Origin of the sequence: Pararhodobacter marinus (assembly GCF_003122215.1) — a bacterium.
Lineage (GTDB): Bacteria > Pseudomonadota > Alphaproteobacteria > Rhodobacterales > Rhodobacteraceae > Pararhodobacter > Pararhodobacter marinus.
Genome location: NZ_QEYD01000011.1, coordinates 133,888 through 156,720, shown reverse-complemented (window position 1 = coordinate 156,720; position 22,833 = coordinate 133,888). Strand labels below are relative to the sequence as shown.

General features: G+C 67.7%; 25 protein-coding genes and 1 riboswitch. Of the genes, 12 read left to right on the top strand and 13 right to left on the bottom strand.

From position 1 onward, the window contains the following. Window positions 1-94: 94 nt before the first annotated feature. The 5 genes from C4N9_RS17465 to C4N9_RS17445 all read left to right on the top strand — a co-directional run bounded on the left by C4N9_RS17465 (window position 95) and on the right by C4N9_RS17445 (window position 4,427). Window positions 95-592 (top strand): hypothetical protein, encoded by a 498-nt coding sequence (locus tag C4N9_RS17465; RefSeq protein WP_109534634.1) that lies wholly within the window; start codon window positions 95-97, stop codon window positions 590-592. Between the two features lie 81 nt (window positions 593-673). Further along, window positions 674-1,519, top strand: coding sequence for a pantoate--beta-alanine ligase (gene panC / locus C4N9_RS17460; RefSeq protein WP_109534633.1), 846 nt, complete (start codon window positions 674-676; stop codon window positions 1,517-1,519). Between the two features lie 14 nt (window positions 1,520-1,533). Beyond that, entirely contained in the window at window positions 1,534-2,343 is an 810-nt protein-coding gene (gene panB / locus C4N9_RS17455) for a 3-methyl-2-oxobutanoate hydroxymethyltransferase (protein WP_109534632.1), read from the top strand. Window positions 2,344-2,595: 252 nt separating this feature from the next. After that, the gene (locus C4N9_RS17450; RefSeq protein WP_109534631.1) at window positions 2,596-3,690 is read left to right on the top strand and encodes a GSCFA domain-containing protein; all 1,095 of its coding nucleotides are present in this window, start codon (window positions 2,596-2,598) and stop codon (window positions 3,688-3,690) included. After that, on the top strand, window positions 3,687-4,427 hold the full coding sequence (locus tag C4N9_RS17445) for a hypothetical protein (protein WP_109534630.1): 741 nt from the start codon (window positions 3,687-3,689) through the stop codon (window positions 4,425-4,427). The genes C4N9_RS17450 and C4N9_RS17445 overlap by 4 nt, the downstream gene beginning before the upstream one ends. Before the next feature lie 105 nt (window positions 4,428-4,532). Here the strand turns inward: C4N9_RS17445 and C4N9_RS17440 are convergent, their stop codons facing one another. Continuing rightward, window positions 4,533-5,300 (bottom strand): ChaN family lipoprotein, encoded by a 768-nt coding sequence (locus C4N9_RS17440; RefSeq protein WP_245902603.1) that lies wholly within the window; start codon window positions 5,298-5,300, stop codon window positions 4,533-4,535. Window positions 5,301-5,332: 32 nt separating this feature from the next. Beyond that, on the bottom strand, window positions 5,333-6,211 hold the full coding sequence (locus C4N9_RS17435; protein WP_109534628.1) for an RNA polymerase factor sigma-32: 879 nt from the start codon (window positions 6,209-6,211) through the stop codon (window positions 5,333-5,335). 151 nt (window positions 6,212-6,362) lie between these two features. Between C4N9_RS17435 and C4N9_RS17430 the strand changes: the two genes are divergently transcribed. Further along, entirely contained in the window at window positions 6,363-7,256 is an 894-nt protein-coding gene (locus C4N9_RS17430; RefSeq protein WP_109534627.1) for a glutathione S-transferase, read from the top strand. On the opposite strand, the gene queG is transcribed toward C4N9_RS17430, so the two are convergent. The 3 genes from queG to mtgA form a co-directional block, all read right to left on the bottom strand. Next, window positions 7,245-8,282, bottom strand: coding sequence for a tRNA epoxyqueuosine(34) reductase QueG (gene queG, locus C4N9_RS17425; RefSeq protein ID WP_109534626.1), 1,038 nt, complete (start codon window positions 8,280-8,282; stop codon window positions 7,245-7,247). The genes C4N9_RS17430 and queG overlap by 12 nt on opposite strands. A 129-nt stretch (window positions 8,283-8,411) precedes the next feature. After that, window positions 8,412-9,089, bottom strand: a complete 678-nt coding sequence (gene fzlA / locus C4N9_RS17420) for an FtsZ-binding protein FzlA (protein WP_109534625.1) — start codon at window positions 9,087-9,089, stop codon at window positions 8,412-8,414. 134 nt (window positions 9,090-9,223) lie between these two features. Further along, complete coding sequence (mtgA, locus tag C4N9_RS17415; protein ID WP_109534624.1) at window positions 9,224-9,973, bottom strand: monofunctional biosynthetic peptidoglycan transglycosylase; 750 nt, start codon at window positions 9,971-9,973, stop codon at window positions 9,224-9,226. Window positions 9,974-10,153: 180 nt separating this feature from the next. On the opposite strand from mtgA, the gene C4N9_RS17410 reads away from it, so the two are divergent. From C4N9_RS17410 to C4N9_RS17390, 5 genes are all read left to right on the top strand, one after another. After that, a complete protein-coding gene (locus C4N9_RS17410) occupies window positions 10,154-10,765 on the top strand; it encodes a glutathione S-transferase (RefSeq protein ID WP_109534667.1) in 612 nt (203 codons plus the stop codon). 269 nt (window positions 10,766-11,034) lie between these two features. Further along, the gene (petA, locus tag C4N9_RS17405) at window positions 11,035-11,598 is read left to right on the top strand and encodes a ubiquinol-cytochrome c reductase iron-sulfur subunit (protein ID WP_109534623.1); all 564 of its coding nucleotides are present in this window, start codon (window positions 11,035-11,037) and stop codon (window positions 11,596-11,598) included. Between the two features lie 15 nt (window positions 11,599-11,613). Continuing rightward, the gene (gene petB, locus C4N9_RS17400; RefSeq protein ID WP_109534622.1) at window positions 11,614-12,957 is read left to right on the top strand and encodes a cytochrome b; all 1,344 of its coding nucleotides are present in this window, start codon (window positions 11,614-11,616) and stop codon (window positions 12,955-12,957) included. Between the two features lie 22 nt (window positions 12,958-12,979). Continuing rightward, the gene (locus tag C4N9_RS17395; protein WP_109534621.1) at window positions 12,980-13,765 is read left to right on the top strand and encodes a cytochrome c1; all 786 of its coding nucleotides are present in this window, start codon (window positions 12,980-12,982) and stop codon (window positions 13,763-13,765) included. A gap of 126 nt (window positions 13,766-13,891) precedes the next feature. Continuing rightward, window positions 13,892-14,428 (top strand): hypothetical protein, encoded by a 537-nt coding sequence (locus C4N9_RS17390; protein WP_109534620.1) that lies wholly within the window; start codon window positions 13,892-13,894, stop codon window positions 14,426-14,428. On the opposite strand, the gene C4N9_RS17385 is transcribed toward C4N9_RS17390, so the two are convergent. From C4N9_RS17385 to thiB, 3 genes are read right to left on the bottom strand one after another with little or no spacing between them, the layout of a single operon-like run. Beyond that, on the bottom strand, window positions 14,425-15,117 hold the full coding sequence (locus tag C4N9_RS17385; RefSeq protein WP_109534666.1) for a thiamine ABC transporter ATP-binding protein: 693 nt from the start codon (window positions 15,115-15,117) through the stop codon (window positions 14,425-14,427). The two genes, C4N9_RS17390 and C4N9_RS17385, sit on opposite strands and share 4 nt — an antisense overlap. Continuing rightward, window positions 15,104-16,627, bottom strand: coding sequence for an ABC transporter permease family protein (locus tag C4N9_RS17380; protein WP_245902602.1), 1,524 nt, complete (start codon window positions 16,625-16,627; stop codon window positions 15,104-15,106). Before C4N9_RS17380 ends, C4N9_RS17385 begins: the two co-directional genes overlap by 14 nt. 10 nt (window positions 16,628-16,637) lie before the next feature. Beyond that, on the bottom strand, window positions 16,638-17,651 hold the full coding sequence (thiB, locus tag C4N9_RS17375) for a thiamine ABC transporter substrate binding subunit (protein WP_109534618.1): 1,014 nt from the start codon (window positions 17,649-17,651) through the stop codon (window positions 16,638-16,640). Window positions 17,652-17,688: 37 nt separating this feature from the next. Continuing rightward, window positions 17,689-17,796: riboswitch (TPP riboswitch) on the bottom strand. Window positions 17,797-17,860: 64 nt separating this feature from the next. Between thiB and C4N9_RS17370 the strand changes: the two genes are divergently transcribed. Next, window positions 17,861-18,181 (top strand): antibiotic biosynthesis monooxygenase family protein, encoded by a 321-nt coding sequence (locus C4N9_RS17370; RefSeq protein WP_109534617.1) that lies wholly within the window; start codon window positions 17,861-17,863, stop codon window positions 18,179-18,181. Between the two features lie 73 nt (window positions 18,182-18,254). Here C4N9_RS17370 and C4N9_RS17365 read toward each other — a convergent pair whose 3' ends face one another. The 5 genes from C4N9_RS17365 to C4N9_RS17345 all read right to left on the bottom strand — a co-directional run bounded on the left by C4N9_RS17365 (window position 18,255) and on the right by C4N9_RS17345 (window position 22,830). Then, the gene (locus tag C4N9_RS17365; RefSeq protein ID WP_109534616.1) at window positions 18,255-19,148 is read right to left on the bottom strand and encodes a PhzF family phenazine biosynthesis protein; all 894 of its coding nucleotides are present in this window, start codon (window positions 19,146-19,148) and stop codon (window positions 18,255-18,257) included. A 173-nt stretch (window positions 19,149-19,321) separates the two neighbouring features. Beyond that, window positions 19,322-19,786, bottom strand: coding sequence for an Hsp20 family protein (locus tag C4N9_RS17360; protein WP_109534615.1), 465 nt, complete (start codon window positions 19,784-19,786; stop codon window positions 19,322-19,324). A 198-nt stretch (window positions 19,787-19,984) separates the two neighbouring features. Beyond that, complete coding sequence (locus C4N9_RS17355) at window positions 19,985-20,776, bottom strand: trypsin-like serine peptidase (RefSeq protein ID WP_109534614.1); 792 nt, start codon at window positions 20,774-20,776, stop codon at window positions 19,985-19,987. 402 nt (window positions 20,777-21,178) lie between these two features. Then, window positions 21,179-22,489 carry a glycolate oxidase subunit GlcF gene (gene glcF / locus C4N9_RS17350; RefSeq protein ID WP_109534613.1) on the bottom strand — a complete coding sequence of 437 codons (1,311 nt, stop codon included), beginning with the start codon at window positions 22,487-22,489 and terminating at the stop codon, window positions 21,179-21,181. A gap of 2 nt (window positions 22,490-22,491) precedes the next feature. Further along, entirely contained in the window at window positions 22,492-22,830 is a 339-nt protein-coding gene (locus C4N9_RS17345; protein WP_109534612.1) for a hypothetical protein, read from the bottom strand. Window positions 22,831-22,833 lie beyond the last annotated feature (3 nt).

Genomic DNA, 22,833 nt, shown 5'->3' with positions numbered 1-22,833 from the left:
CATGTTTCGAATGTAATACGCTGCCCGGCGGCGCTTCCGTCGCGGCGGGGCAAGTTTTCTTCCGCCCGGAGAAAGAAGCCTGTATCCGTGCACCATGCGCCTGTTGCTGATCCCCGTTCTGACCGCCTTTGCCTGCCTGATGGCCGCGCTCTACGGCGCGTTGCACAACCAGATCAGCTATTCGGTCGGGCCCGATTACTTCCATGGTTTCAAGTTCCTGCAATTCGGCGTCGGACCGGATGTCCCGCCCCGGCCGGGCGCCGCGCTCATCGGGGTGCAGGCGAGTTGGTGGATGGGGCTTGTGGTGGGCCTGCCCGTTGCCGCGCTGTGCGCGCGGGCGCCTTCGGGCCGGGCGATGGCGCGGCTTTTCCTGCGCTGCACGGCCATCGTGCTGGTGGTAACGCTGGTTCTGGGCCTGGCAAGCTTGCTGGTGCCTGTGGAAATGCTGGACGGTCTGGTGCCGGTTCCCGCCATGGCGCAGGACGCGCAGGGTTTCGCGCGGGCGGCGCTGATGCACGATACCAGCTACCTGGCCGGGATCCTCGGCATGCTGGCGGGCGGGTTCCATGCGCTGAGGCGGGCCCGGCGCTGAGCCCCGGAGCCCCGGCGGCGTCGCGTCTTGTTCCCCGTGCGGCCGGGGGGTATGACTTGCGCCACGATCACGGGGGGCTCGATGCAGGTCTTTGAGACGAAAACGGCGGTCCGCGAGGCGGTCGCCCCATGGCGCGCGGCGGGCGAGCGCACCGTTCTGGTGCCGACCATGGGTTATCTGCATGCGGGCCACATGGCGCTGGTCGAACGCGCCCGGGCCGAGGGCGACCGCGTCATCGCCTCGATCTTCGTCAATCCCACGCAATTCGGTCCGACCGAGGATCTGGCGACCTATCCGCGCGATCCCCAGCGCGATCTGACCATGCTGCGCGAGGCTGGCGTGGACGGTGTCTTCATGCCCGACGTGACCGAGGTCTACGCCCCCGGCGCGCAGACCATCGTCGAGACGACCGAATTGTCGAAGATCCTGATCGGCAAACTGCGCCCCGGCCATTTCCGCGGCGTGGCGACGGTGGTGACGAAGCTCTTCAACATCGTGCAGCCCGATACCGCCTGTTTCGGCGAAAAGGATTACCAGCAGCTTTGCGTGATCCGGCAGATGGTGCGCGATCTCGACATGCCGGTGCGCATCGTCGGCGTGCCCACGGTGCGCGAGCCCGACGGGCTGGCGATGTCCTCGCGCAATGTGCGCCTCACGCCCGAGGACCGCGCCGCCGCCGTGGTGCTGTCGCAATCGCTGTTCGAAGCCGAGGAAATGGCGAAAACCGGCATCACCGCGTCGCGCCTTCGGGCCTGGGTCGCGGCCAATATCCAGGCCAATCCGCGTGCCGACCTGCAATCGGCCGATATCCGCGATGCCGAAACGCTCGCGACGATTTCGGGCCCGCTGCAACGCCCCGCCGTGATCCTGCTGGCGGTGCGTTTCGGCAAGGTCCTGCTGATCGACCAGCGCGTCGTCACCCCCTGAGGAGGAGAACCCCCATGTCAGCCCAAGCCCCGATCCGCCGCATCACCGTGCCGCAGATCCGCGCCCGCAAAGGCGGCGAGCCGATCGTCTCGCTGACCTCGTACCATTCGCATACCGCGGCGATCGTCGACAAATACGCCGATTTCATCCTTGTGGGCGACAGCCTGGGGATGGTGATGCACGGCATGGAATCGACCGTGGGCGTGACGCTCGACATGATGATCACCCACGGCAAGGCGGTCGTGCGCGGCACGAAACGCGCGCTCATCGTTGTCGACATGCCCTTCGGCACTTACGAGGAAAGCCCGCAGATGGCCTTCCGCAACGCCGCCCGGATCATGACCGAGACGATGTGCCAGGCGGTGAAGCTGGAAGGCGGCGCGCGCATGGCCGAGACGATCCGCTACCTCGTGGATCGCGGCATCCCGGTCATGGCGCATATCGGCCTGACGCCGCAATCGACGAATGTCATGGGCGGGTTCAAGACGCAGGGCCGGGACGAGGCGACCTGGGCCCATCACATCGACGACGCCAAGGCGGTGACAGAGGCCGGTGCCTTCGCCGTGGTGGTCGAGGGCGTGGTCGAGCCACTGGCGCGCGAAATCACCGCGCAGATCGAGATCCCCACCATCGGCATCGGCGCCTCGGCCGATTGCGACGGCCAGATCCTGGTACTGGAAGACATGCTGGGCCTGAACCCGCGCCCGCCGAAATTCGTCAAGGTCTATGGCGAGCTCGGCGGCATGATCGAGCGCGCGGTCTCGGCCTATGCCGACGAGGTCAAATCCCGCGCTTTCCCCTCGGACGATCAAACCTACCGCTGACACCTTTGCGCCCGGCGCCGGTGCAAACGACGACGGAGGATGAGTATTTGGGGCAAAGTGAAAGGGCTTAACGAAAGTTTAACGCCCCATCTTTGTTCCAAATATATCCTCGGGGGGTGAATTGGCCGCAGGCCAAAAAGGGGCAGACCGCCCCCCGCCCGGCAGGTTTCTGCACGCGCGAAATGGCGCATTGGCAACGACCGATTGCCGCCCTAAAGTGAAACGACCCCTCGTCAAACAGGAAAGCCGGCCATGACCAATCCGTACAGCGACCTGCCGAGGCGCGCGTTCTGGAGATCGGGAGTGGCCGACCATTCGCCGCTGGCCTGGCCGGATATTTACCGCCCGCGCTTCGAAATCGACCGCAAGATGCGGATTAGCTGCGCCGGCAGTTGTTTCGCCCAGCATATCGGCGCGCAATTCAAGCGCCGGGGTTACAATTTCGTCGATCTCGAACCCGCGCCGCCGATGTTGGCGCGCGAGAACTGGCACAAGTTCGGCTTCGATCTATACTCCGCGCGCTACGGCAATATCTACACCGCGCGACAGCTTGTGCAGATGCTGGCGCGCGCCGACGGGTCGCTGACGCCCGCGGAACCCGACTGGATCGACGGAGCCGGCCGCGCGCGCGATCCGTTCCGCCCGGCGATCGAGCCCGACGGTTTCGCCGGTGCTGCCGAACTGGCGCGCGACCGCGACTGGCATCTGAAACAGGTGGCAACGCTTCTCGACAACACCGATCTCTTCGTCTTCACGTTGGGCCTGACCGAAGCCTGGGAATGCGTGGCCGACGATGTCGTGCTTCCGACCTGCCCGGGCACGGTCGGTGGCACCTTCGACGCGGCGTCTTACCGCTTCAAGAATTTCTCGTTCCTCGAGACGCTCACCGACATGAACCGGTTCATCGAGATCGCCCGCGCGCGCAATCCGGCGATGAAATTCCTGTTCACCGTGTCGCCCGTACCGCTGACCGCGACGGCCAGCGACCAGCATGTGCTGGTGGCGACGATGCAGTCGAAATCCATCCTGCGCGCGGTGGTGGCGGAGTTGTATGACAGCCACGATTGCGTCGATTACTTCCCCTCCTACGAACTGGTCGCCGCGCATCCGATGCGGGCCATGTCCTACATGCCCAATCTGCGCAATGTCGCGAGCGAGGGCGTGGCGCGGGTCATGGACGTGTTCTTCGGCTCGATTGGCGGGGACGAGGGGGCGGACGAGGCGCCCGGCAAGACGCAGGGCGCCGCGATGACACCGCGCCCGGCGCCGGGAGCCGCACCGAAAGCGGCTGCGCAGGACGACGATCTGGTCTGCGAAGAGGCCCTGCTGGAGGCGTTTGGCAAATGAGTATCTTCGTCGCCGGCAACTCGCACACCGTCGCGCTCGCCAAAGGCGCTCAGTCGGTTGGAGCCTCAGCCGCCGCCCTGCAGTTCTTCGGCTTCGGCTCGGGCGCAATCGAGGTGACGCCATTTTCGCGACGCGAGGGCAACAGGGTGGTCATGCGCGACCGCGATTACGCGCAGAACCTGCGCCGCGCAACCGGAGACGACGGCATCGACGCTTCGCATGTCTGGGCCATCGTGATGGGCACGCATAATTACCGGATCGTGCGCGGCCATTTCTGGGGCGAAGCCGCGCCGTCGGCGCTGGCCGGGACGCAATTGCGACCATTGTCCGACGCGGTCATCGACCAGATCATTTCAGACGATCAGGCGCAGATCCGCGCCTTCCTCGAGAACCTTCTGTTGATCGGCGCGCGGTTTCTGGTCGTGTCCTGTCCTCCCCTGCGGCGGGACACGCCGAATATCCGCGCGGGCATGCCGACCGCGTCGCTTCTCGATGTCGACCGCCGCGCACGCGCCAGCCTTCTAGACTGGCTCGACGCGCGCGACATTCCCTTCGTCGCCCCGCCCGAGGGCGTCACCGACGCGGACGGCTTCCTGCTGCCGGATTTCGCGCAAACCCATACGCCGAGCGGCACGCCCGATCCGCATCACGCCAACGCGGCCTATGGCGCGCTGATGCTGGAAAAGCTGGTCGCGGCCATCGATACCCATTTCCCCGGCGCGCGCGTCCCCGCCTGAGAATGCAGGCCCGAGGCCCGCAGGCATCTTTGTTCAGAAAATATCCTCGGGGGTGAATTGGCCGCAGGCCAAGAGGGGGCAGACAGCCCCCCCCCCGCTTCCCCGTTAGCGCAGGCTTTCACAGGGATCGGGACGGTCCACCGGCTCGGTGATCACCCACAGATCATAGGGCGCATCCGGGCCCGGATCGGTTTCTGCCTGCCCCAGCGACAGCACGCTGACCCCGGGCGCGGCCCTTTCGATCAGGGCGGGCGCACCGTGGTCGCGGCGGGCATGGCCCGAGCCCGCGATCACCGCCACCGGACCGCCGGTCTCATCAAGCGCCTGCAGGGCGGCGCGGGCGAGAGAGGCGTCGCGCAGTCGCTGGGCCTCTACCATACCCGCCATCATCTCGCGCGGCATGGCGCGGCAATGTGACTCGAATTGCGCCGCTTCGCGCTCTGCCTGCTGGTCGTCGGGCAGGGACGCATCCAGACCGAACCGCGCGGCATCCGGGCCGAACACCGCAGCCGCCCCCTCACCGAAAGCGCGCCGCGCCTCGGGGCGGGGAACCCCCGCGCCGTAATGGCGCGCCGTGCCGGCCGCGTCGATGATCTGGTAATAAAGCGCGAAGTCGGGCCAGCCGCTTTCGGCCCAGCCCAGAGCGGCCGCCAGCCCGGTCGGATCACCGCGATCCTCCGGCATTGCCGCCGCTTGTTCTGGCGTCAGCATTTCCCAGACCACGGCGGCAGGGCGCTGCGCCCGGATCGCGCGCGCCTGATTGCGGTGGTGCTGCGGGTTGTCGTGGACCTCGCCCAGCACAAGGATCTGCGCCGGGGGCAGCCGGTCGAGAAAGGATTGCGGGATTGGCTCTGCCCGGAGGAGTGCGGGCATGGCTGCGATCAGAACCGTCAGTGTCGTCGCCTTCATGCGAGGAAGGCGTAAACTCCCGGAGCGCGGGTGACAAGATCGCGTTTCATCTTGGCCAGCGCCGCTGCCTCGATCTGGCGGACGCGCTCTTTCGACAGGCCCAGCTCGGCACCCAGCGATTCCAGCGTGCGCGGCTCGTCGCCCAGTTTGCGGGCCGAGACGATAATGCGTTCGCGCGGATTGAGCGCCGCCATGGATTGCGCAAGCCAGCCGCGCAGCACACGGTTATCCTCGCGATCCGACACCATCTCGCCTTGGGCCGAGGATTCATCCTCGATCGTATCGATCCATTCGTGGCCATCATCCTCGCCCGAGGGCTTGGCATTGAGCGACAGGTCGCCACCCGCCAGCCGGCCGTCCATCATCATCACGTCATGCACGGGAACGCCCAGTCGCTGGGCCACGCGCTCCATCAGGTCCGGTCCGCTGAGTTCCTCGCCCGTCTGCCGCGCCTCGCGCTGCAATTCGGCCTGGACACGGCGCATGTTGAAGAACAGCGCTTTTTGCGACGTCGTGGAGCCGGTCCGCACCATCGACCAGTTGCGCATGACGAAATCCTGCACCGAGGCCTTGATCCACCACACCGCGTAGGTTGAGAAGCGCACACCCCGGTCGGGATCGAAGCGTTCGGCCGCTTTCATCAGGCCCAGACCCGCTTCCTGGATCAGGTCGCCCATCGGCGCGCCGTAGCGGCGATACCGCGAGGCCATGGAAATCGCGAGGCGCATATACGCTGTCACCAGCCGGTGCAGGGCCTGTTCGTCGCGCTCGTCGCGCCACGCGCGGGCAAGCTGCAATTCTGTCTCGGCATCGAGCAATTCGGCCCGCATCGCCTGACGTGCCATGCGGTCGGTTCCAGTGGTGTCCAGCGCCATCGTCGTCTCCCGTCTGTGCAGGGTTTACGCGCGAGGACGGATTTGGTTCATCCAAACATCGAAAAAAGTCATCATTTGGCGCACAAAGTTGAATTTGCCAGCCCCGGATCCTTGTGAAATCACGAACGGGTCCCAAGCCGGAGCCACGTCCATGACCTATGATCTGTGTATCGCCGACCGCGCCTATTCCAGCTGGTCGCTGCGCGGGTGGCTCCTGTTCGCGGCCTTCGACATTCCCGTCACGCTCACCGTTGCGCGGCTTTACGAGCCGGGCTTCGCCGAGACGCTCAAAGCCTTCCACCCCGCCCGGACGGTGCCGGCCCTGCGCCTTCCCGAAGGCGTGGTCTTGGCCGAGTCTCTGGCCATTGCCGAGGAACTCGCGACCCGCCATCCCGGGGCCGGCCTGTGGCCCACGGACCCCAAGGCCCGCGCCATTGCCCGCGCGCTGGTCAGCGAGATGCATGCGGGCTTCACCGCCTTGCGCACGCATTGCCCGATGAACCTGCGCGTCGCCTACGCGGATTGCGCGCCGCCGCAGGCCGTGCTGGACGACCTGGCGCGCCTGCAGCAGATCTGGGACTGGGCGCGGGCGGAAACGGGGGCGAGCGGCCCGTGGCTTTGCGGCGCCTATTGCGCGGCGGATGCCTTTTTCGCCCCTGTGGCGGCCCGCATCGCCGGCTACACCCTGCCGGTCGGGCCTCAAGCGCGGGCCTATGTCGAGGCGCATCTGTCGCATGGGCCATTCCGGCGATGGCGGGCCATGGGGCTTGTCGACGGGCCGGACCAGCCGTTTTACGACCGTCCCTGGGCCCGGCGGGCCTGGCCCGGTCCCGAACCGCTCGGGGCCGAGGCCTGCGAGGGACCGTCGATCAACGAGGCATGCCCCTATTCCGGACGGCCCGTCACGCATGTCGCGCGGTTCCGGCTCCCCGGCATGGGCCCCGGGGACACCAGAGCGGTCGGGTTCTGCAACACGTTCTGCCGCGACAAAAGCGTGGCCGACCCCGAGGCCTGGCCACAGCTCATGGCCCTGCTACAGGCGTGAGACCGCCCAGCGCGCGGCATCGGCGACGGTGGCATCGGGATCATCCGTCAGGGCCTCGGCCACGGGCCTGAGCGCGGGCTGGCCGGAATTGCCGATCGCGTAAAGCACGTTGCGCACGAAGCGGTCGCGCCCGATCCGCTTGATGGGCGAGCCGGAAAACCGCGCGCGGAACCCCGCATCGTCCAGCGCGGCCAGTTCGGCGAGCGGCGGCGCGCGCAGATCCTCGCGGGCCGCGTATTTCACTTCGGACGCCGCGGCGGCGAACTTGTTCCACGGGCAGGCCGCCAGGCAATCGTCGCAGCCATAGATCCGGTTGCCCAGCTTGGCGCGCAGATCCTCGTCCACCGGGCCATGATGTTCGATCGTCAGGTAGGAAATGCAGCGCCGCGCATCCAGCTTGAAGGGGGCGGGAAAGGCATCGGTCGGACAGGCTGTCAGGCAGGCGGTGCAGGACCCGCAGCGCTCGCGCTCGGGCGCGTCGGGTTCCAGCTCCAGCGTGGTAAAGATCGCGCCCAGGAAGAACCAGTTGCCCAGATCGCGACCCAGAAGGTTGGTGTGCTTGCCCTGCCAGCCCAGCCCCGCCGCCTGCGCCAGCGGCTTCTCCATCACCGGCGCGGTATCGACGAAGACCTTGATCTCCGCCGTCTCGCCCCGCCGCGCGGCCTCGTCGATCAGCCAGCGCCCCAGCCGTTTCAGCCGTTTCTTGACCACGTCATGGTAATCGCGCCCGCGCGCATAGACGCTGATCGCGCCGGCCTCGTGCCGGGCCACGGCCGCCATCGGATCCTCGTCGGGGGTATAGAGTTCGGCCAGCATGATGACCGAGCGCGCCTCGGGCCACAGCGCCGCCGGATCGCCGCGCCAGCGCATCCGCTCGGCCATCCAGCCCATCTGCCCGTGATAGCCCGCCGCGACAAAGGTCTCCAACCGCCCGGCCAGCTCGGGCAGCGCATCGGGCCGGGTCACGCCCATCGCCGCGAAACCCTCGTCCCGGGCGCGCGCGTCAAGGGCCGCTTTCAGCCCCATCTTTGTTCTCCAAATATCCTCGGGGGGTGAGGCGCGTCAGCGCCGAGGGGGGCAGACAGCCCCCCTTCCTCTGCTCGCGGCCGAAGGGCGGAAAGCCGCCCTGCCCGCCCCGAGCCGCTGCGCGCGCGCTCAGAAATCCAGATCGGCATAGCGCCGGGGCGGGGGGAAACCCGGGACCTGATCGGCCAGAAGCGGGCGGAAGGCCGGGCGCGACTTGATCGTCGCGTACCACGCCTTGACCGCGGGCGCCCGGTCCCAGTCCACGTCCGAGATGTAATCGAGGCAGCTCAGATGCGCGGCGGCGGTGAAATCGGCAAGCGAGAGCGCGTTGCCAGCGAGCCAGCGGCGATGTTCCAGAAGCCAGCTCATGTAATCGAGATGGTACTTGATGCGCGCCGAGCCGGTCTTGATGTTCTGGCTGTCGGGATAACCCGTGCCCATGATCTTCTTGTTCACCCGCTCGTAGAGCAGGTTCGCCGTCACCTCGGCGTGGAACTTGTCGTCGAACCACGCGCAGAGCCTGCGCACCTCGTAGCGCCCGGCGGGGTCGTCGGGCAGCAGCGGCGGCGTCGGGTGGATCTCGTCCAGGAATTCGCAGATCGCCTGGCTTTCGTACAGAAGCCGTCCCTCGTAGCGCAGGATCGGCACCTTGCCGGCGGGGTTGAGACGCAGGAATTCGGTCCCGCCCTCCCAGTAGCGTTCTTCCTTCAGCGAGAAGGGGATCCGTTTCTCGGCCAGCGTCAGCCGCACCTTGCGGCAGAAGGGCGAGAGCGGGACATGGTGGAGCAGGTGGACTTGCGTCTGCATGGGCGCATTCGTTTGGGCTTTCCCTTTCCTTCGCACGCGTCCGGGCGGCTCTGCAACCGCCTGCGGCCCGCCGCGGCGGCGAAGCGCGCGGGGTGTTACCCGTTTGCCGTGCGACAGCTGAGGCCCCGGCGCGCTCAGCCGCCGAAACAGGCCGAGCGGTCGTCGCGGGTGATGGTGGCGGCGCCGTCGCGGATGGCGCGGGCGCGACGCTCCATGAAGGCGTCGGGCCGTGCCGCGTCACGGCTTTGCGGCGCGGGCAGGACCGAGGCCAGAAGTGCTGCCTGCTGCGCGCTCAGGCCCGACGCGTCGGTGCCGAAATGGTGCCGCGCCGCCGCCTGCACGCCGAACACGCCCTCGTCGAACTCGGCCATGTTGAGATAGACTTCGAGGATCCGCTCCTTGGGCCAGAGGATTTCGACCACCGGGGTGAGCAGCGCTTCGAGCAGTTTGCGCAGCCAGTTGCGCCCGTGCCACAGGAAGGTGTTCTTCACCACCTGCTGGCTGATGGTCGAGGCGCCCCGCGCGCCGCCGTCCTCCAGCGCCAGCCGGATCGCGCCCATGTCGAAGCCCCAGTGACGGCAGAAATTGGCGTCCTCGGCGGCGACCACCGAAAGCGGCATGGCGCGGGCGACATCGTCGAAATCGACCCATTCGTGCTGGATGCCGCCGAGACGGCGCGATTCGCTCGCCATATACCAGCCGGTCGGCGGGTTCACGAACCGGTAGAGCGCGATCCAGGCGACCAGCAGGACGGCCAGTCCCAGAACCCCCAAAAGCGCCCAGCGGAACAGCCGCCGGATGCCCGAGGCCAGCCGGTCCAGCAGCCCCGGCCCCTTTGCCTTTTTCTTCTTTTTCGGGGTCGCTGCCCGTCTCGATCTTGCCATGCCGGCAGTTAACGGGTTGCGGGCCGGGGCATCAAGCGCCGCGTGCGGAACCGGGCGGGCTTTGCCCGGTTGGCGGGGCCTTGCCGAGGGCCGCTGACCGAGCGCGGGCGCGATGGACCTTTGGCGCGCAGGTGATACGTTTCGCGGCATTGCCCCATCGCCACAGGATCCGACGCCATGATGACGCTTCACCACAGCCCGACCTCGCCCTATGTGCGCAAGGTGATGGTGGTCCTGCACGAAACCGGGCAGCTGGACAGCGTGCGGCTGGTTCCGGGATCGGGCACCCCGGTTGCGCCCGCGCAATCGCTCTTGGGCACCAATCCGCTGGGCAAGGTGCCGGCGCTCGAACGCGAGGATGGCTGCGCGCTTTATGACAGCCGGGTGATCTGCCGCTATCTGGCGTCGCTCAGCCCGAAAGGGGCGGGCCTTTATCCCGCCGTGCCCGCCTTGTGGGAGGCGCTGACGCTCGAATCGACCGCCGACGGGATCCTCGATGCCGCGCTTCTGATGCGCTACGAGACGGTGCTGCGTGCGCCCCCGCAGCAAGCGGCGGACTGGGTCGAGGGTCAGTGGGGCAAGGTCACGCGCGCGTTGTCGGTGCTGGAACAGCGCTGGATGGCCCATCTGGAAGGGCCGCTGACGATCGGCGTGATCGCCACCGGCTGCGCGCTGGCCTATCTGGATTTCCGCTTTGCCGAGCGCGACTGGGCCGCGCAGCATCCGGCGCTGGCCGCGTGGTCGGTGCGGTTCGGGGCGCGCGACTCGATGCGGGCGACGCGCCCGGAATAGCCCGGCGTCCACGGAGGGCCTTTGCGACGGCCCCATGCGCGGGGGCAAAGGCGGCGGAAAGACGCGGAAACAGGCAGGACAAGGCGGAATCCCCGCGTGATTCGGATCGCGGCGCGTGTGACATTTACTCGCGTCCGTTCAGCCCATTGTATGCTGGACGCGGGCTTGCGCCCCCGTTAAAAGCGCGAGCACGGATGGGATGTGGGGGACCACAGCCCTGAACGCATGCGGTCGGGTCAACCGGCCCCAGTGACAATGGAGAAACGCTCGTGTCCCACGCAGAAGAGCACGAAGGCACCCGCCGCGATTTCCTGTATTACGCGACGGCCGGTGCCGGTGTCGTTGCCACAGGCGCGGCTGTCTGGCCGCTTGTGAACCAGATGAACCCCTCGGCCGATGTGCAGGCCCTGTCGTCGATCTTCGTCGACATCAGCGGCGTGGCTGTCGGCACGCAGCTGACGGTGAACTTCCTCGGCAAGCCCGTGTTCATCCGCCACCGGACACAGGAAGAGATCGACGCCGCCCGCGCCGTCGACCTGTCCGAGCTGATCGACCAGAACGCCGAGAACCCGAACCTGCCCGCCGGTGCCCCCGCCACCGACGAGAACCGCGCGATCGCCGGCAAGGAAGAATGGCTGATCATGACCGGCGTGTGCACGCATCTCGGTTGCGTTCCGCTGGGCAACGGCGCCGGCGATTTCGGCGGCTGGTTCTGCCCCTGCCACGGCTCGCATTATGACACCGCCGGTCGTATCCGCCGCGGTCCCGCGCCGCAGAACCTGCATATTCCGGTCGTCAGCTTCGTCGACGACACCACCATCCAGCTCGGCTAAGGGAGAGACAGAAGCATGTCCGGAATTCCCCACGACCATTACGAGCCCAAGACCGGCGCCGAGAAGTGGCTTCACCGCCGCCTGCCGATCGTCGGGCTGCTCTACGACACCCTGATGATCCCCACGCCGAAGAACCTGAACTGGTGGTGGATCTGGGGCATCGTCCTGGCCTTCTGCCTGGTCCTGCAGATCGTCACCGGCATCGTTCTGGTGATGCACTACACCCCGCATGAAGACATGGCCTTCCGCTCGGTCGAACATATCATGCGCGACGTGAACGGCGGCTACATGCTGCGCTATCTGCATCAGAACGGCGCCTCGCTGTTCTTCTTCGCTGTCTATATCCACATCTTCCGCGGCCTCTATTACGGATCGTACAAGGCCCCGCGCGAAGTGACCTGGATCGTCGGCATGCTGATCTACCTGCTGATGATGGCCACGGGCTTCATGGGCTACGTGCTGCCGTGGGGCCAGATGTCGTTCTGGGGCGCCACCGTGATCACCGGCCTGTTCGGCGCGATCCCGGGGATCGGCGAGCCGATCCAGACCTGGCTTCTGGGCGGACCGGCGGTCGGCAACGCGACGCTGAACCGCTTCTTCTCGCTGCACTACCTGCTGCCCTTCGTCATCGCGGGCCTGGTGATCGTCCATATCTGGGCCTTCCACTCGACCGGCAACAACAACCCGACGGGTGTCGAAGTGCGTCGCGGTTCGAAGGAAGAAGCCGAGAAGGACACTCTGCCCTTCTGGCCCTACTTCGTGATCAAGGACCTGTTCGCGCTGGTCGTGGTGCTTCTGGTGTTCTGGGCGATCGTCGCCTTCATGCCGAACTTCCTGGGCCACCCCGACAACTACATCATGGCCAACCCGCTTTCGACGCCGGCGCATATCGTGCCCGAATGGTACTTCCTGCCGTTCTACGCGATCCTGCGCGCCTTTACCGCCGATGTCTGGGTCGTGATGTTCGCCAACTGGATCTCGTTCGGCATCATCGACGCCAAGTTCTTCGGCGTGCTGGCGATGTTCGGCGCGATCGCGGTCATGGCGCTGACGCCGTGGCTGGACACCTCGTCGGTCCGCTCGGGCCGCTATCGTCCGATGTTCAAGTCGTTCTACTGGCTGCTGGTGATCGACTTCGTCGTGCTGATGTGGGCCGGCGCCATGCCCGCCGAACCGCCCTACTCGACGATCTCGCTGATCGGTGCGACCTACTGGTTCGCCTACTTCCTGGTCGTCCTGCCGCTTCTGGGCGTGCTGGAACGTCCGAAGACCCCGCCGGCGACCATCGAGCAGGACTTCAAGGCGCATCTCAAAGCCAAGAAGTCGGGCCCCGCGCCTGAACAGATCCCGGCCGAGTGATCGAAAGGAAAAGGTGATACCCATGTTCCGCAAACTACTCCTTTCGACCCTTGCGGTCCTCTCGCTCGGCAGCGCTCCGGCGCTGGCGGCGGGCGAAGGTGGCCATGTCCACGACTACGCCTTCTCGTTCGAGGGTCCGTTCGGCACCTATGACCGCGCGCAGCTTCAGCGCGGTCTGCAGGTCTACAACGAGGTCTGCTCGGCCTGTCACGGGCTGAACATGGTCGCGTTCCGCTCGCTGGCGGCCGAGACCGGCCCGGCGATCGAAGCCGACACGCTGCGCGCCTTCGCCGCCGAGCACGAAGTCGAGGACGGCGAAGGCGGCTACCGCAGCGCCGAACTGACCGACTTCTTCCCCGGCTCGTCGCTGGAAAACGCGCCGGACCTGAGCCTGATGGCCAAGGCCCGCGCCGGTTTCCACGGTCCCTATGGTCTGGGCATCAACCAGCTCATCCACGGGATGGGTGGCCCGGAATACATCGCGTCGTTCCTGACCGGCTTCACCGGCGAGGAAACCGAGATGGCGGGCGCGCTGTTCTACGAGAACGAAGCGTTCGGCGGCAACGTGTCGATGCCCCCGGTTCTGGTCGAGGATCTGGTCGAGTATTCGGACGGCACCCCGGCGACCGAAGAGCAGATGGCGCAGGACGTCGCGGCGTTCCTGATGTGGGCGGCCGAGCCGCATCTGCCGCAGCGCAAGATGTGGGGCTTCATCGGCGTGCTGTTCCTCGCCATGCTGGCCTCGCTTCTGTACCTGACCAACAAGCGCCTGTGGGCGCCGATCAAGAACCAGGCCAAGCAGGGCTGAGTTCTGCCGATCACAAACGTGTCGAAACGCGCCCTCCGGGGCGCGTTTTGCGTTGCGTGGTCTGGAAACGGCAATTTCCCGCCGCTAGGGTTTCCGCGCCCGTTTTCCAGACGAGACATTGTTGCCATGGTCCGACCCGCTTTCCTTGCCCTGCTGCCGCTTCTGACCCTTGCCCCCGCCCTGCCCGCACAGGCGCAATGGATCGCCGTCGGGCGCTGGGGCAACGAGACCGGGTTTCGCTATGTGCAGCCGGGCCGCTGGATGGTGCTGGAGCAAGGCGGCCGGGTCGAGATGTCGGCCGAGGGCGACAACCATCTGGGCCGCCTGACCCTGTCCTGCGGCGCGGGCGATCCGCGCGGTCGGATGATGTTCGACGCCTATCGCGGACCGGGCATGGCGCAGTCGGTGCTCTCGCCCGAGCAGCCGGGGCGCGAGACGGTGACGCTGATCGTCGATGGCCAGCCCTTTACCGGCACGTTCGAATACCGCCCCAATGACCGCTACTGGCTGGCCGATAGCGCGCTGACGCCCGACTTTCTGGATGCGCTCGCCGGGGGCGTGGGGATGGAGATGCGCGACGCCTCGGGCGAAAGCGTCACCCGCTTCCGCCTGACCGCCACGGGGGCTGCGCGCGCGGCCATCGCGCGGCTTTGCGGGATCTAGCCCAGATAGGCTTTCAGCGCGGGCGGCGGATCGGCCAGCAAAGCCTCGGTCGGGGCGGGCGGATGCGCGACACCATCGGCCACGAGCAGGATCTCATCGCACAGCCGGCGCGCATCCCCGGGGTCGTGGGTGATCATCAGCACCGTCGCGCCCGTCTCGTCCGCGATCCGCGCCACCAGGTCCAGCATCTGCCGTTTCAGCGCCGGCCCCAGCGCGGCGAAGGGTTCATCCAGCAGTATCACCGGCCGCGCGCGCAGCAGCACCCGCGCAAGTCCCGCGCGGCTGATCTGTCCGCCTGAGAGCTGGCCGGGTTTGCGGGCTTCCAGACCGTCGAGCCCGGTCTCGGCCAGCGCCTGCATCACTGCCGCGCGCTGATCGGGTTTCAGCCGCAGATTGGGATCGACGCCCAGCGCGACGTTGTCGAAGACGCTCAGATGCGGCAGCAGGTTGTTGTCCTGAAACAGGATCGAAAGCGGGCGCTTTGCGGGGGCGAGCGTGTCGATGCGGGTCTCGTCCCACAGCACCTGCCCGGACCGGAGCGGCACGAAGCCCGCCACTGCGCCGATCAGCGTGGATTTCCCGGCGCCGGAAGGCCCCATCACCGCGACCCGCGCGCCGTCGGCGATGCTCAGATCGGCCTGCAGGCGGAAACTGCCCAGCGTGATGTCGGTCTTTTCAAGCCTCAGCATCGCGGCCTCCGATCAGACGTTCGAGCGCGACGAAAGCGCCCAGAGACAGGCCCAGCAGCAGCACCGCCGCGCCCGAGGAATCGCCGCTGCGATAGGCGCCCAGGAGGCGGTGCATCTCCATCGGCAGGGTTTCGGACCCGGTCTGCGCGAACAGCACGATAACCCCCAGATCGCCCAGAGACAGCGCCGCGCCCAGCCCCAGCGCGAAACCCGCCGGACGGCGCAGGCGCGGCCACAGGACCAGCCGCCAATGCGCCAGGGGACTGAGGCCCAGCGAGGCCGAAAGCCGGGCGAAATCGGCCTCGGCCCGGCGCGCGGCGGGAATGAGGGCGCGCAGCACGAAGGGCAGCGCCATGGCGGCATTGACCAGCGCGGTGACCGGCAGGGCCAGCCGCTGGGGGTCGATCCACGGATTGACCATCAGGAACAACCCGGTGCCGATGACAAGCGGCGACGCCAACAGCGCGGACGCGCCAAGGATCTCGGGCCATGTGCGGCGCAGCGCGGCGGCGGTCAGCAGACCCGCGAAGAGCGCGAGCAGAAGGACCGAGGCCCCGGCCACCAGCAGCGAGCGCCCCGTCGCCCACCAGATCACCGGCGGCAGGCCCGCGACATAGGGCAACCCGCGCAGGATCACCAGCGTGAGGGGCGCCAGCAGGAACAAGGCAGCCAGCCCGATCGCGGTCGCGTCCAGCGCGCGCGCCAGACCGCCGGGCGGCGCCGGTGCGGGGCGGTCCATGCCGACGGCCCCGGCCTCGGGCAGGGCCAGCCGGGCGAGCAGCAAAAGCGCGGCCAGCCCGACCCCGGCCTGCACCGCCGCCAGCAAGGCGGCGCGTCCAAGGTCGAAATCGAAGCGGAAGGCCTGATAGATCGCCAGCTCCAGCGTCGTCGCGCGCGGCCCGCCGCCCAAGGTCAGCGCCACGGCGAACGAGGTCAGGCAGATGAGAAACACCACCCCCAGCGTGCCGGGCAGGATCCGCGCGAGCATCGGCGCCTCGATCAGACGGAACCGCGCCAGCCCGCCGAAACCCAGAGCCGCCTGCAAGCGCAGATGCTCGGACGGGATGCGCGCCCAACCCTGCAACAGCAGCCGCACCGAAAGCGGCAGGTTCAGGAAGACATGCGCCAGCACCACGCCATGCAGCCCGTAGATCTGCAGCCGGGGCAGCCCGACAAGGCCGAGCAGGTCATTGAGAATCCCGTTGCGTCCCAGAAGCGCCAGCAACCCCACCACGGCCACCAGGACCGGCAGGATGAAGGGCGCCCCCATCAGGACGATCAGCGCGCGGCGCCCGCCAAAGCGCCGCCGCGCCAGCGCACGGGCCACGGGGATCGCCAGCGCGACCGAGAACAGCGCAGATAGCGCGGCCTGCCAAAGCGTGAAGCGCAGCGCCGCCCAGTCAGCGCCGCCCCAGCCGGCGCTGTGCTCGGCGCGCAGGGCGACGGCCACCAGCGCGCCCAGATTGAGCGCAAGAAGAAGCGCCGCCACGAGGGCGGCGCCGGTCTTCATCCAGAGGGGCTCAGCGCGCCAGCGCATCCCGCCACACGCCAAGCGCCGCATCGCGCCGCGCCTGAGCCTCGTCCGCCGGGAACAGCAGCGAGGTTTCGGGACGGATCAGGCCCTGGAATCCCTCGGCAAGGCCCGCTTCGGGCATCACGGCCGGGTACATCCAGTTGGTTTCGGGGATGATCGACTGGAACGTATCCGAAGTCACGAACGCCATGAACTGCGCGGCCAGGTCGGGCTGGTCGGTGCCCGCCACGATGCCCGCGACCTCGACCTGCATGTAATGGCCTTCGTCGAACAGGGCAGCGGCCTTCGTCTCATCGTCCTCGGCGATGACGTGATAGGCGGGCGAGGTGGTGTAGCTCAGCACCATGTCGGCCTCGCCTTCCAGAAACAGCCCGTAAGCCTCGGACCAGCCGGGGGTGACGGTCAGGATGCGCGGCGCCAGCCCTTCCCAGATCGCCGGGGCTTCGTCGCCATAGGCGGCTTCGACCCACATCAGCAGGCCAAGGCCCGGCGTGGACGAGCGCGGATCCTGAATCACCACGCTCAGGTCGCTGTCGATCAGCTCGGCGAAGCTGGCAGGCGGGGTGTCGACGCGGGTGGTGTCGTAGACGAAGGCGAACCAACTCCAGTCGAAGGGGATGAAATGCGCATCGTCCCACGCGACCGGCAGGTCGAGATCGGGCGAAAGGCCGTGTTCCGCGATCAGCCCCGCGTCCAGCGCGGCGGCGGTCAGGTTGGTGTCGAGACCAACCACGACGTCGGCTTCGGTCCGGTCGCCGGTCAGCATCAGCCGCGCCAGCATCGCCGCGCCGTCGCCCGCCGATTCGAAGACCAGATCGCAGCCGCAGGTCTCTTCGAAGGCGGCTTCGATCTGCGGGCCGGGGCCCCATTCGGCGGTAAAGCTGTCATAGGTCAGTACGCGCAATTCCGGCACCTGCGCCGAAGCAGCAAGCGGAAGCGTGGCGGGGACGGCAAGGCACAGAGCCGAAAGCAGTCCCGTGGCAAGGGTCGGATTGGTCATGGTCTATCCTCCATTGCGACGGGCGGGGTCGGGGTGAGGAAAAACCTGTCACCTTCCCTCCGCCGGTCTTAACCGGTTCAGGTTCAACGGGTCCGCGGCCGTGCCACATCTCAGCCAGCGTTCGCCGGCCCCCCGAGGTAGGGGGCAACATAACCCTTTGCACCGCACCCGCAAGGGGGCACCATGGGGACAGCCAAGGGAGGATAACCATGCCCATTGCCATTACCCCCGATTTCGACGGACAGACCGTGGTCTCGACCTTCGAGATGACGCCGGGCACCTGCAGCGACGTCCTGGAGATGCTGACCGAGGCCTACGAGCAGGTGATCCGCCACCAGCCGGGCTTTCTGGGCGGCGCGATCCACGTGAACGACGCGCAGACCCGCATCAGCACCTATTCGCGCTGGGAGAAACGCGGCGATTTCCAGGCGATGCTGCGCACCCCCGAGATGCGCGAGCGCAACCGCGAGATCTCTGCCCTGTGTTCGCGATTCGAGCCGGTGATGTACGAGGTGGCGGCGGTGTTCTGAACACCCGGGCCGCCGCGCGGCGTCTGGCCGGACAGGTGAGTATTTTCGGCAGAATGAAGGGGCGCGCGCGCCCTCAGGCCGGCGGCTGCGCGATGCGGCCTGTGCTGATCTTCACCGCCGCGCCCGCAACGCGGACGGATTGAAGCGCGCCCTTTACGATTTCGGGCGCGACAAGGATCTGCGACGGGCGGCCCATCTCGACGCCCTGCTCGATGCGGATCGGGTTGGCGCCGTCGGACAGCAGGCCGCGCGCATGGAGCTCGGCGGCGAAGATCGCGCTGGCCGAACCGGTGGCGGGATCCTCGGGGATGCCGGCGGTGGGCGAGAACATGCGTGCGCGGTAGCCCCCGGGCGTTTTCACGTAGCACCACGCGCTGTCGACCCCGGCCTCGTCCATCAGGCGCGACCAGTGCGGTTCGATCGGGCGCGCGGCGGCAAGCGTCTCCAGATCGGGAAGCGGGATATAGAGAAAGGCCGGCCCGCCCTGCCAGATCGCGGGCGACGCGTGCCCCTGGCTGCCCAGCGTCCCGACGCCCAGCGCGGTGGCGCAGAGCGCGGGATCGGCCCTGCCCGGCGCGGCATGGGGCGTAACGGGGGCGGCGAATTCCGCCTGCACCCTGTCGCCCCTGCGCGTGATACGAACCGGCACGAGCCCGGCTTCCTCTTCCAGAACGAGGGTTTTCTCGGCATCCGGCCCCGGTTCGGCCAGCCCCGACAGGCAGATCGCGCAGCCGATGGTCGGATGGCCGGCGAAGGGGATCTCGGCGGTGGGAAAGAAGATGCGCACGCGGGCGGTATGCGCCGGGTCGCGGGGCGGCAGGACGAAGATCGTCTCTGACAGGTTGAATTCGCGCGCGATGGTCTGCATCTGCGCCACGGTCAGATCGCCCGCGTCGTGGACAATGGCCAACGGATTGCCGGAAAACGGCGTGCGGGTGAAGACGTCCCAAGTTTCGAAAGACAGCATGGCGCGGGCAGGGTCCGGGTTTGGGTCAGCCTTTGTTAACCCGGATCCCGAGCGGTGCGAAAGGGGCGGCGCCGGACAGGAAAGCAGGACAGGAAAAGGGCGCGCCCGTTTCCGGACGCGCCCTCCTTCACGCATCGGCAGCGGAGACCTCGGAGCCGCCGAGGCGTCAACGCTTACGCCGCCGAGGCATCGAGCAGGTGCTCGCCCGAGCGGGCGCTGGCGATTTCGATCCGGCGCGGCTTGAGCGCTTCGGGGATCTCGCGCACGAGGTCGATATGCAGCATGCCATCGGCATGGGTCGCGCCCGAGACGCGGACATGATCGGCCAGGTGGAAGCGGCGCTCGAAGGCGCGGGTGGCGATGCCGCGATGCAGATAGGTGCGCTGCTCGTCCTTGTCCTCGGCCTTGCGGCCCGAGACGGTCAGGCCGTTTTCCTTCATCTCGACGCTCAGTTCATCGGCGCTGAAACCGGCGACGGCGATCGAGATGCGATACGCGTTCTCGTCGGTCTTCTCGATATTATAGGGCGGGTAGGTCGGCTGCACGGGTTCGGCAGCGAGGACGCGATCCATGAGGTCGGCCATCCGGTCGAAACCGACCGAGGCACGGAACAGGGGGGTCGGGTCAAACGTACGCATGTGAGTCATCCTTCGATAAGCGATGTCTGCTTTGTTAAGCGTTGTCAGGGTCTTGCCCGCCGGAAGCTCCGGCCGGGCGGGGCACCGGACCCCAAATGGGCGCCCGGTATCAGGGATGTGGGAAGCGCGGGGCGCGGTTTCAAGGCCCGGGCAAACCACGCCAGCAGCCACGCCTCACGCGCGGATGCCTCACTCGGTTCAGGGCCGCACGAAGCGCGCCGCTCCGCGCGCGCCTTCTCCCGCGCCCGGGGCGGCGGGCAGGACACCGCCCCGGGCGAGATCCTCGGCCAGAAGCCGCACACGGTCGCCGAAGGCCATGCCCAAGGAGAGCGGTCGCTCGGTGCTTTCGACGCGCGCCGAGATCACCGAGACGATGCGGGGCTCGCCCGCCTCGACGATGAAGACGGGCGAGCCCGAGGCACCGTAATCGATATCGCAGGAAAACACGGTGATCCCGTCGCGGCGCTGCTCGATGACGTGGCAGCTTTCCTGGATAGACGGGGCCTCGGCGCGGTTGCGGGCATAGCTGATCACCGCCACCGAATCGCCGGTTTCGAGACCGCGATCGGCAAGCCGGAAGGGAAAGATCGCGGTCGTGCGGACCGGGCGGTCGAGTTCGAGAAGCGCGATATCGGCGGGCACATTGCCCAGCGCCGCCCCGGCGGCCACGTCGAATTGCGGCCAGATCGAAGCGCGCCGGATCCCACGGATCGCCTCGGCCCGTCCGGTGCGCCAGCCGGCGAGGAACTCGAGCCTGTCCTCGGACAGGCGCGCGCCGGTGCGGCGGTCGAACAGGCAATGCGCGGCGGTCAGGACCAGCCGTTCGGAGATCAGCGTCGCCGTACAGAACCCCACGCCCTGCATGTTGAGCCGGCCCACCGCCTCCCAGCCGCGGCCGGCATCGCCGGTCTGCAGGCTTTGCAGGCGACTGTCCTGCTGGGCCGAGACGGCGAGCGGAAACAGGGCAAGGAGAAGGGCGATCAGGCGCATGGTCACTCGAAGGCGGGATGGAAAGGGTGTGCCCGGCGATGGTGGCGGAATTTTGGCGGAGGGGTGGGGACGCCTCCGGCGGGAGTATTTGGGGCAGAATGAAGGGGGCGGGCGTTCAGGAGGGGAGGCCGGGACCGAGGTGAAGAGGGTCGCCTTTTGTGGTCACGGTGATGCTGTTTCACAACCGGGCGTGACGGAGGTTGTTCCCGTCGGACGGGCCATTTTTTGCGCGGCGCGCACCGACCTGGGGACGTTGCTTCGGAGCGCAATCGGAGCGCCTGGAGTCGCCTGAACCGGGTCAATGGACCGTTCCGGTCGCGATGTCGGCGGCTTGGCCGCTCCGGCGGATCAGGGCGGAAAAGACGCGCGACGGCGATCTGGGGCGCGAGCGGGGCGGCGGGGTCAGCGCAGGACCGGCACGCCCACGCTCTCACTCAGCGCCGCCGGTTTCGGCCCGCCCGTCGCCCAGTCGATCAGCTCGACCGTGTGCACCACCGGCACGCCGGTGCCCGAGCCGATCTGCATCATGCAGCCGATATTGCCCGCCGAGATCACGTCGGGCGTCCTGGCCTCCAACGTCGCGATCTTGCGGCGTTTCAGTTCGCCCGAAATCTCGGGCTGGAGCAGGTTATACGTCCCCGCCGAGCCGCAGCACAGATGGGGATCGGCGGGTTCGACAACCGTGAAGCCCAGCCGTTTCAGCAACGCCTTCGGCGCGTCCTTGATCTGCTGGCCGTGCTGCAGCGAGCAGGCGGCGTGGTAGGCCACGCGCAGGGTTTCGGGCACCGTGCCCTCGGGCTTCAGCTGCGCCAGGATCTCGGTCACGTCGCGCGCGAGACCCGCCACATGGGCCGCGTCGTCGGCCAGCGGATCCTCGCGGAACATATGGCCGTAATCCTTGACGGTGGTGCCGCAGCCCGAGGTGTTGATGACCACGGCGTCGAGGCCCTCGCCCCGGACCTCGGCCATCCAGGCGCGGATATTCCGCGCGGCGGAAGCATGGCTGAGATCCGTCTGGCCCATATGGTGGGTCAGCGCGCCGCAGCAGCCCGCGCCCCTGGCCACGACCACCTCGCAGCCCAGCCGGGTCAGCACCCGGATCGTCGCGTCGTTGATATCGGTGTTCAGCGCCTTTTGCGCGCAGCCGGTCATCAGCGCGACGCGCATCCGGCGCGGCCCCTGCGCGGGGAAGACCTGCGGCGCGTCGTTGCGGCTGACGGGCGGGATCCGTTTCGGCGCCATGGCCAGCATCGCCTTCAGCCGCGCATCGGGCATCAGGAACGCGAAGGGGCGGCCGATCTTGGCGCCCAGCAGCGCCAGCCGGAAACGGGTGGGATAGGGCAGGATCCGCGCCAGCGTCCAGCGCAGGAAGCGGTCCATGGCGGGGCGATTGTAGGTCTTCTCGATATGCGCGCGGGCGATGTCCACGAGATGCATGTAATGCACGCCCGAGGGACAGGTCGTCATGCAGGCGAGGCAGGACAGGCAGCGGTCGATATGCTTGACGGTCTTTTCATCCGCCGGGCGGTCGTTTTCCAGCATGTCCTTGATCAGGTAGATGCGTCCGCGCGGGCTGTCGAGCTCGTCCCCCAGCACCTGATAGGTCGGGCAGGTGGCGGTGCAGAAACCGCAATGCACGCAGGTGCGCAGCACCTCGTTGGCGCGCCGGATCGCGGGGGCCTTGAGCTGCTCGGGCGTGAAGGTGGTCTGCATGTCTATCCCCAGATCCAGTAGGTCAGCGGCGCCAGCAGCGCCACGGCGAAGCCCAGCGCGCGGGGCAACGGGGTGAGGGTGAGCGCCGCGCCCAGCGCGCCGCAGGAGACGCTGTAGAGCGTGACGATCAGCGAGATGAGCGCCGCCTGTCCCTGCCCGCCATAGCCCGGCGCCTGCAGCAGCAAGACGCACAGCATCGCCGCGATGGCGATGGTCAGCGACAGGGTGATGCCGCTGCCGCCGGTACCGTCGGGATCGCGGCGGCGGGTGATCCGGCGCATGAGCACGATCGTGGCGAGGCCGACCAGCGCAGGGCTGAGGATGAGGAGGACGATATCCATCCG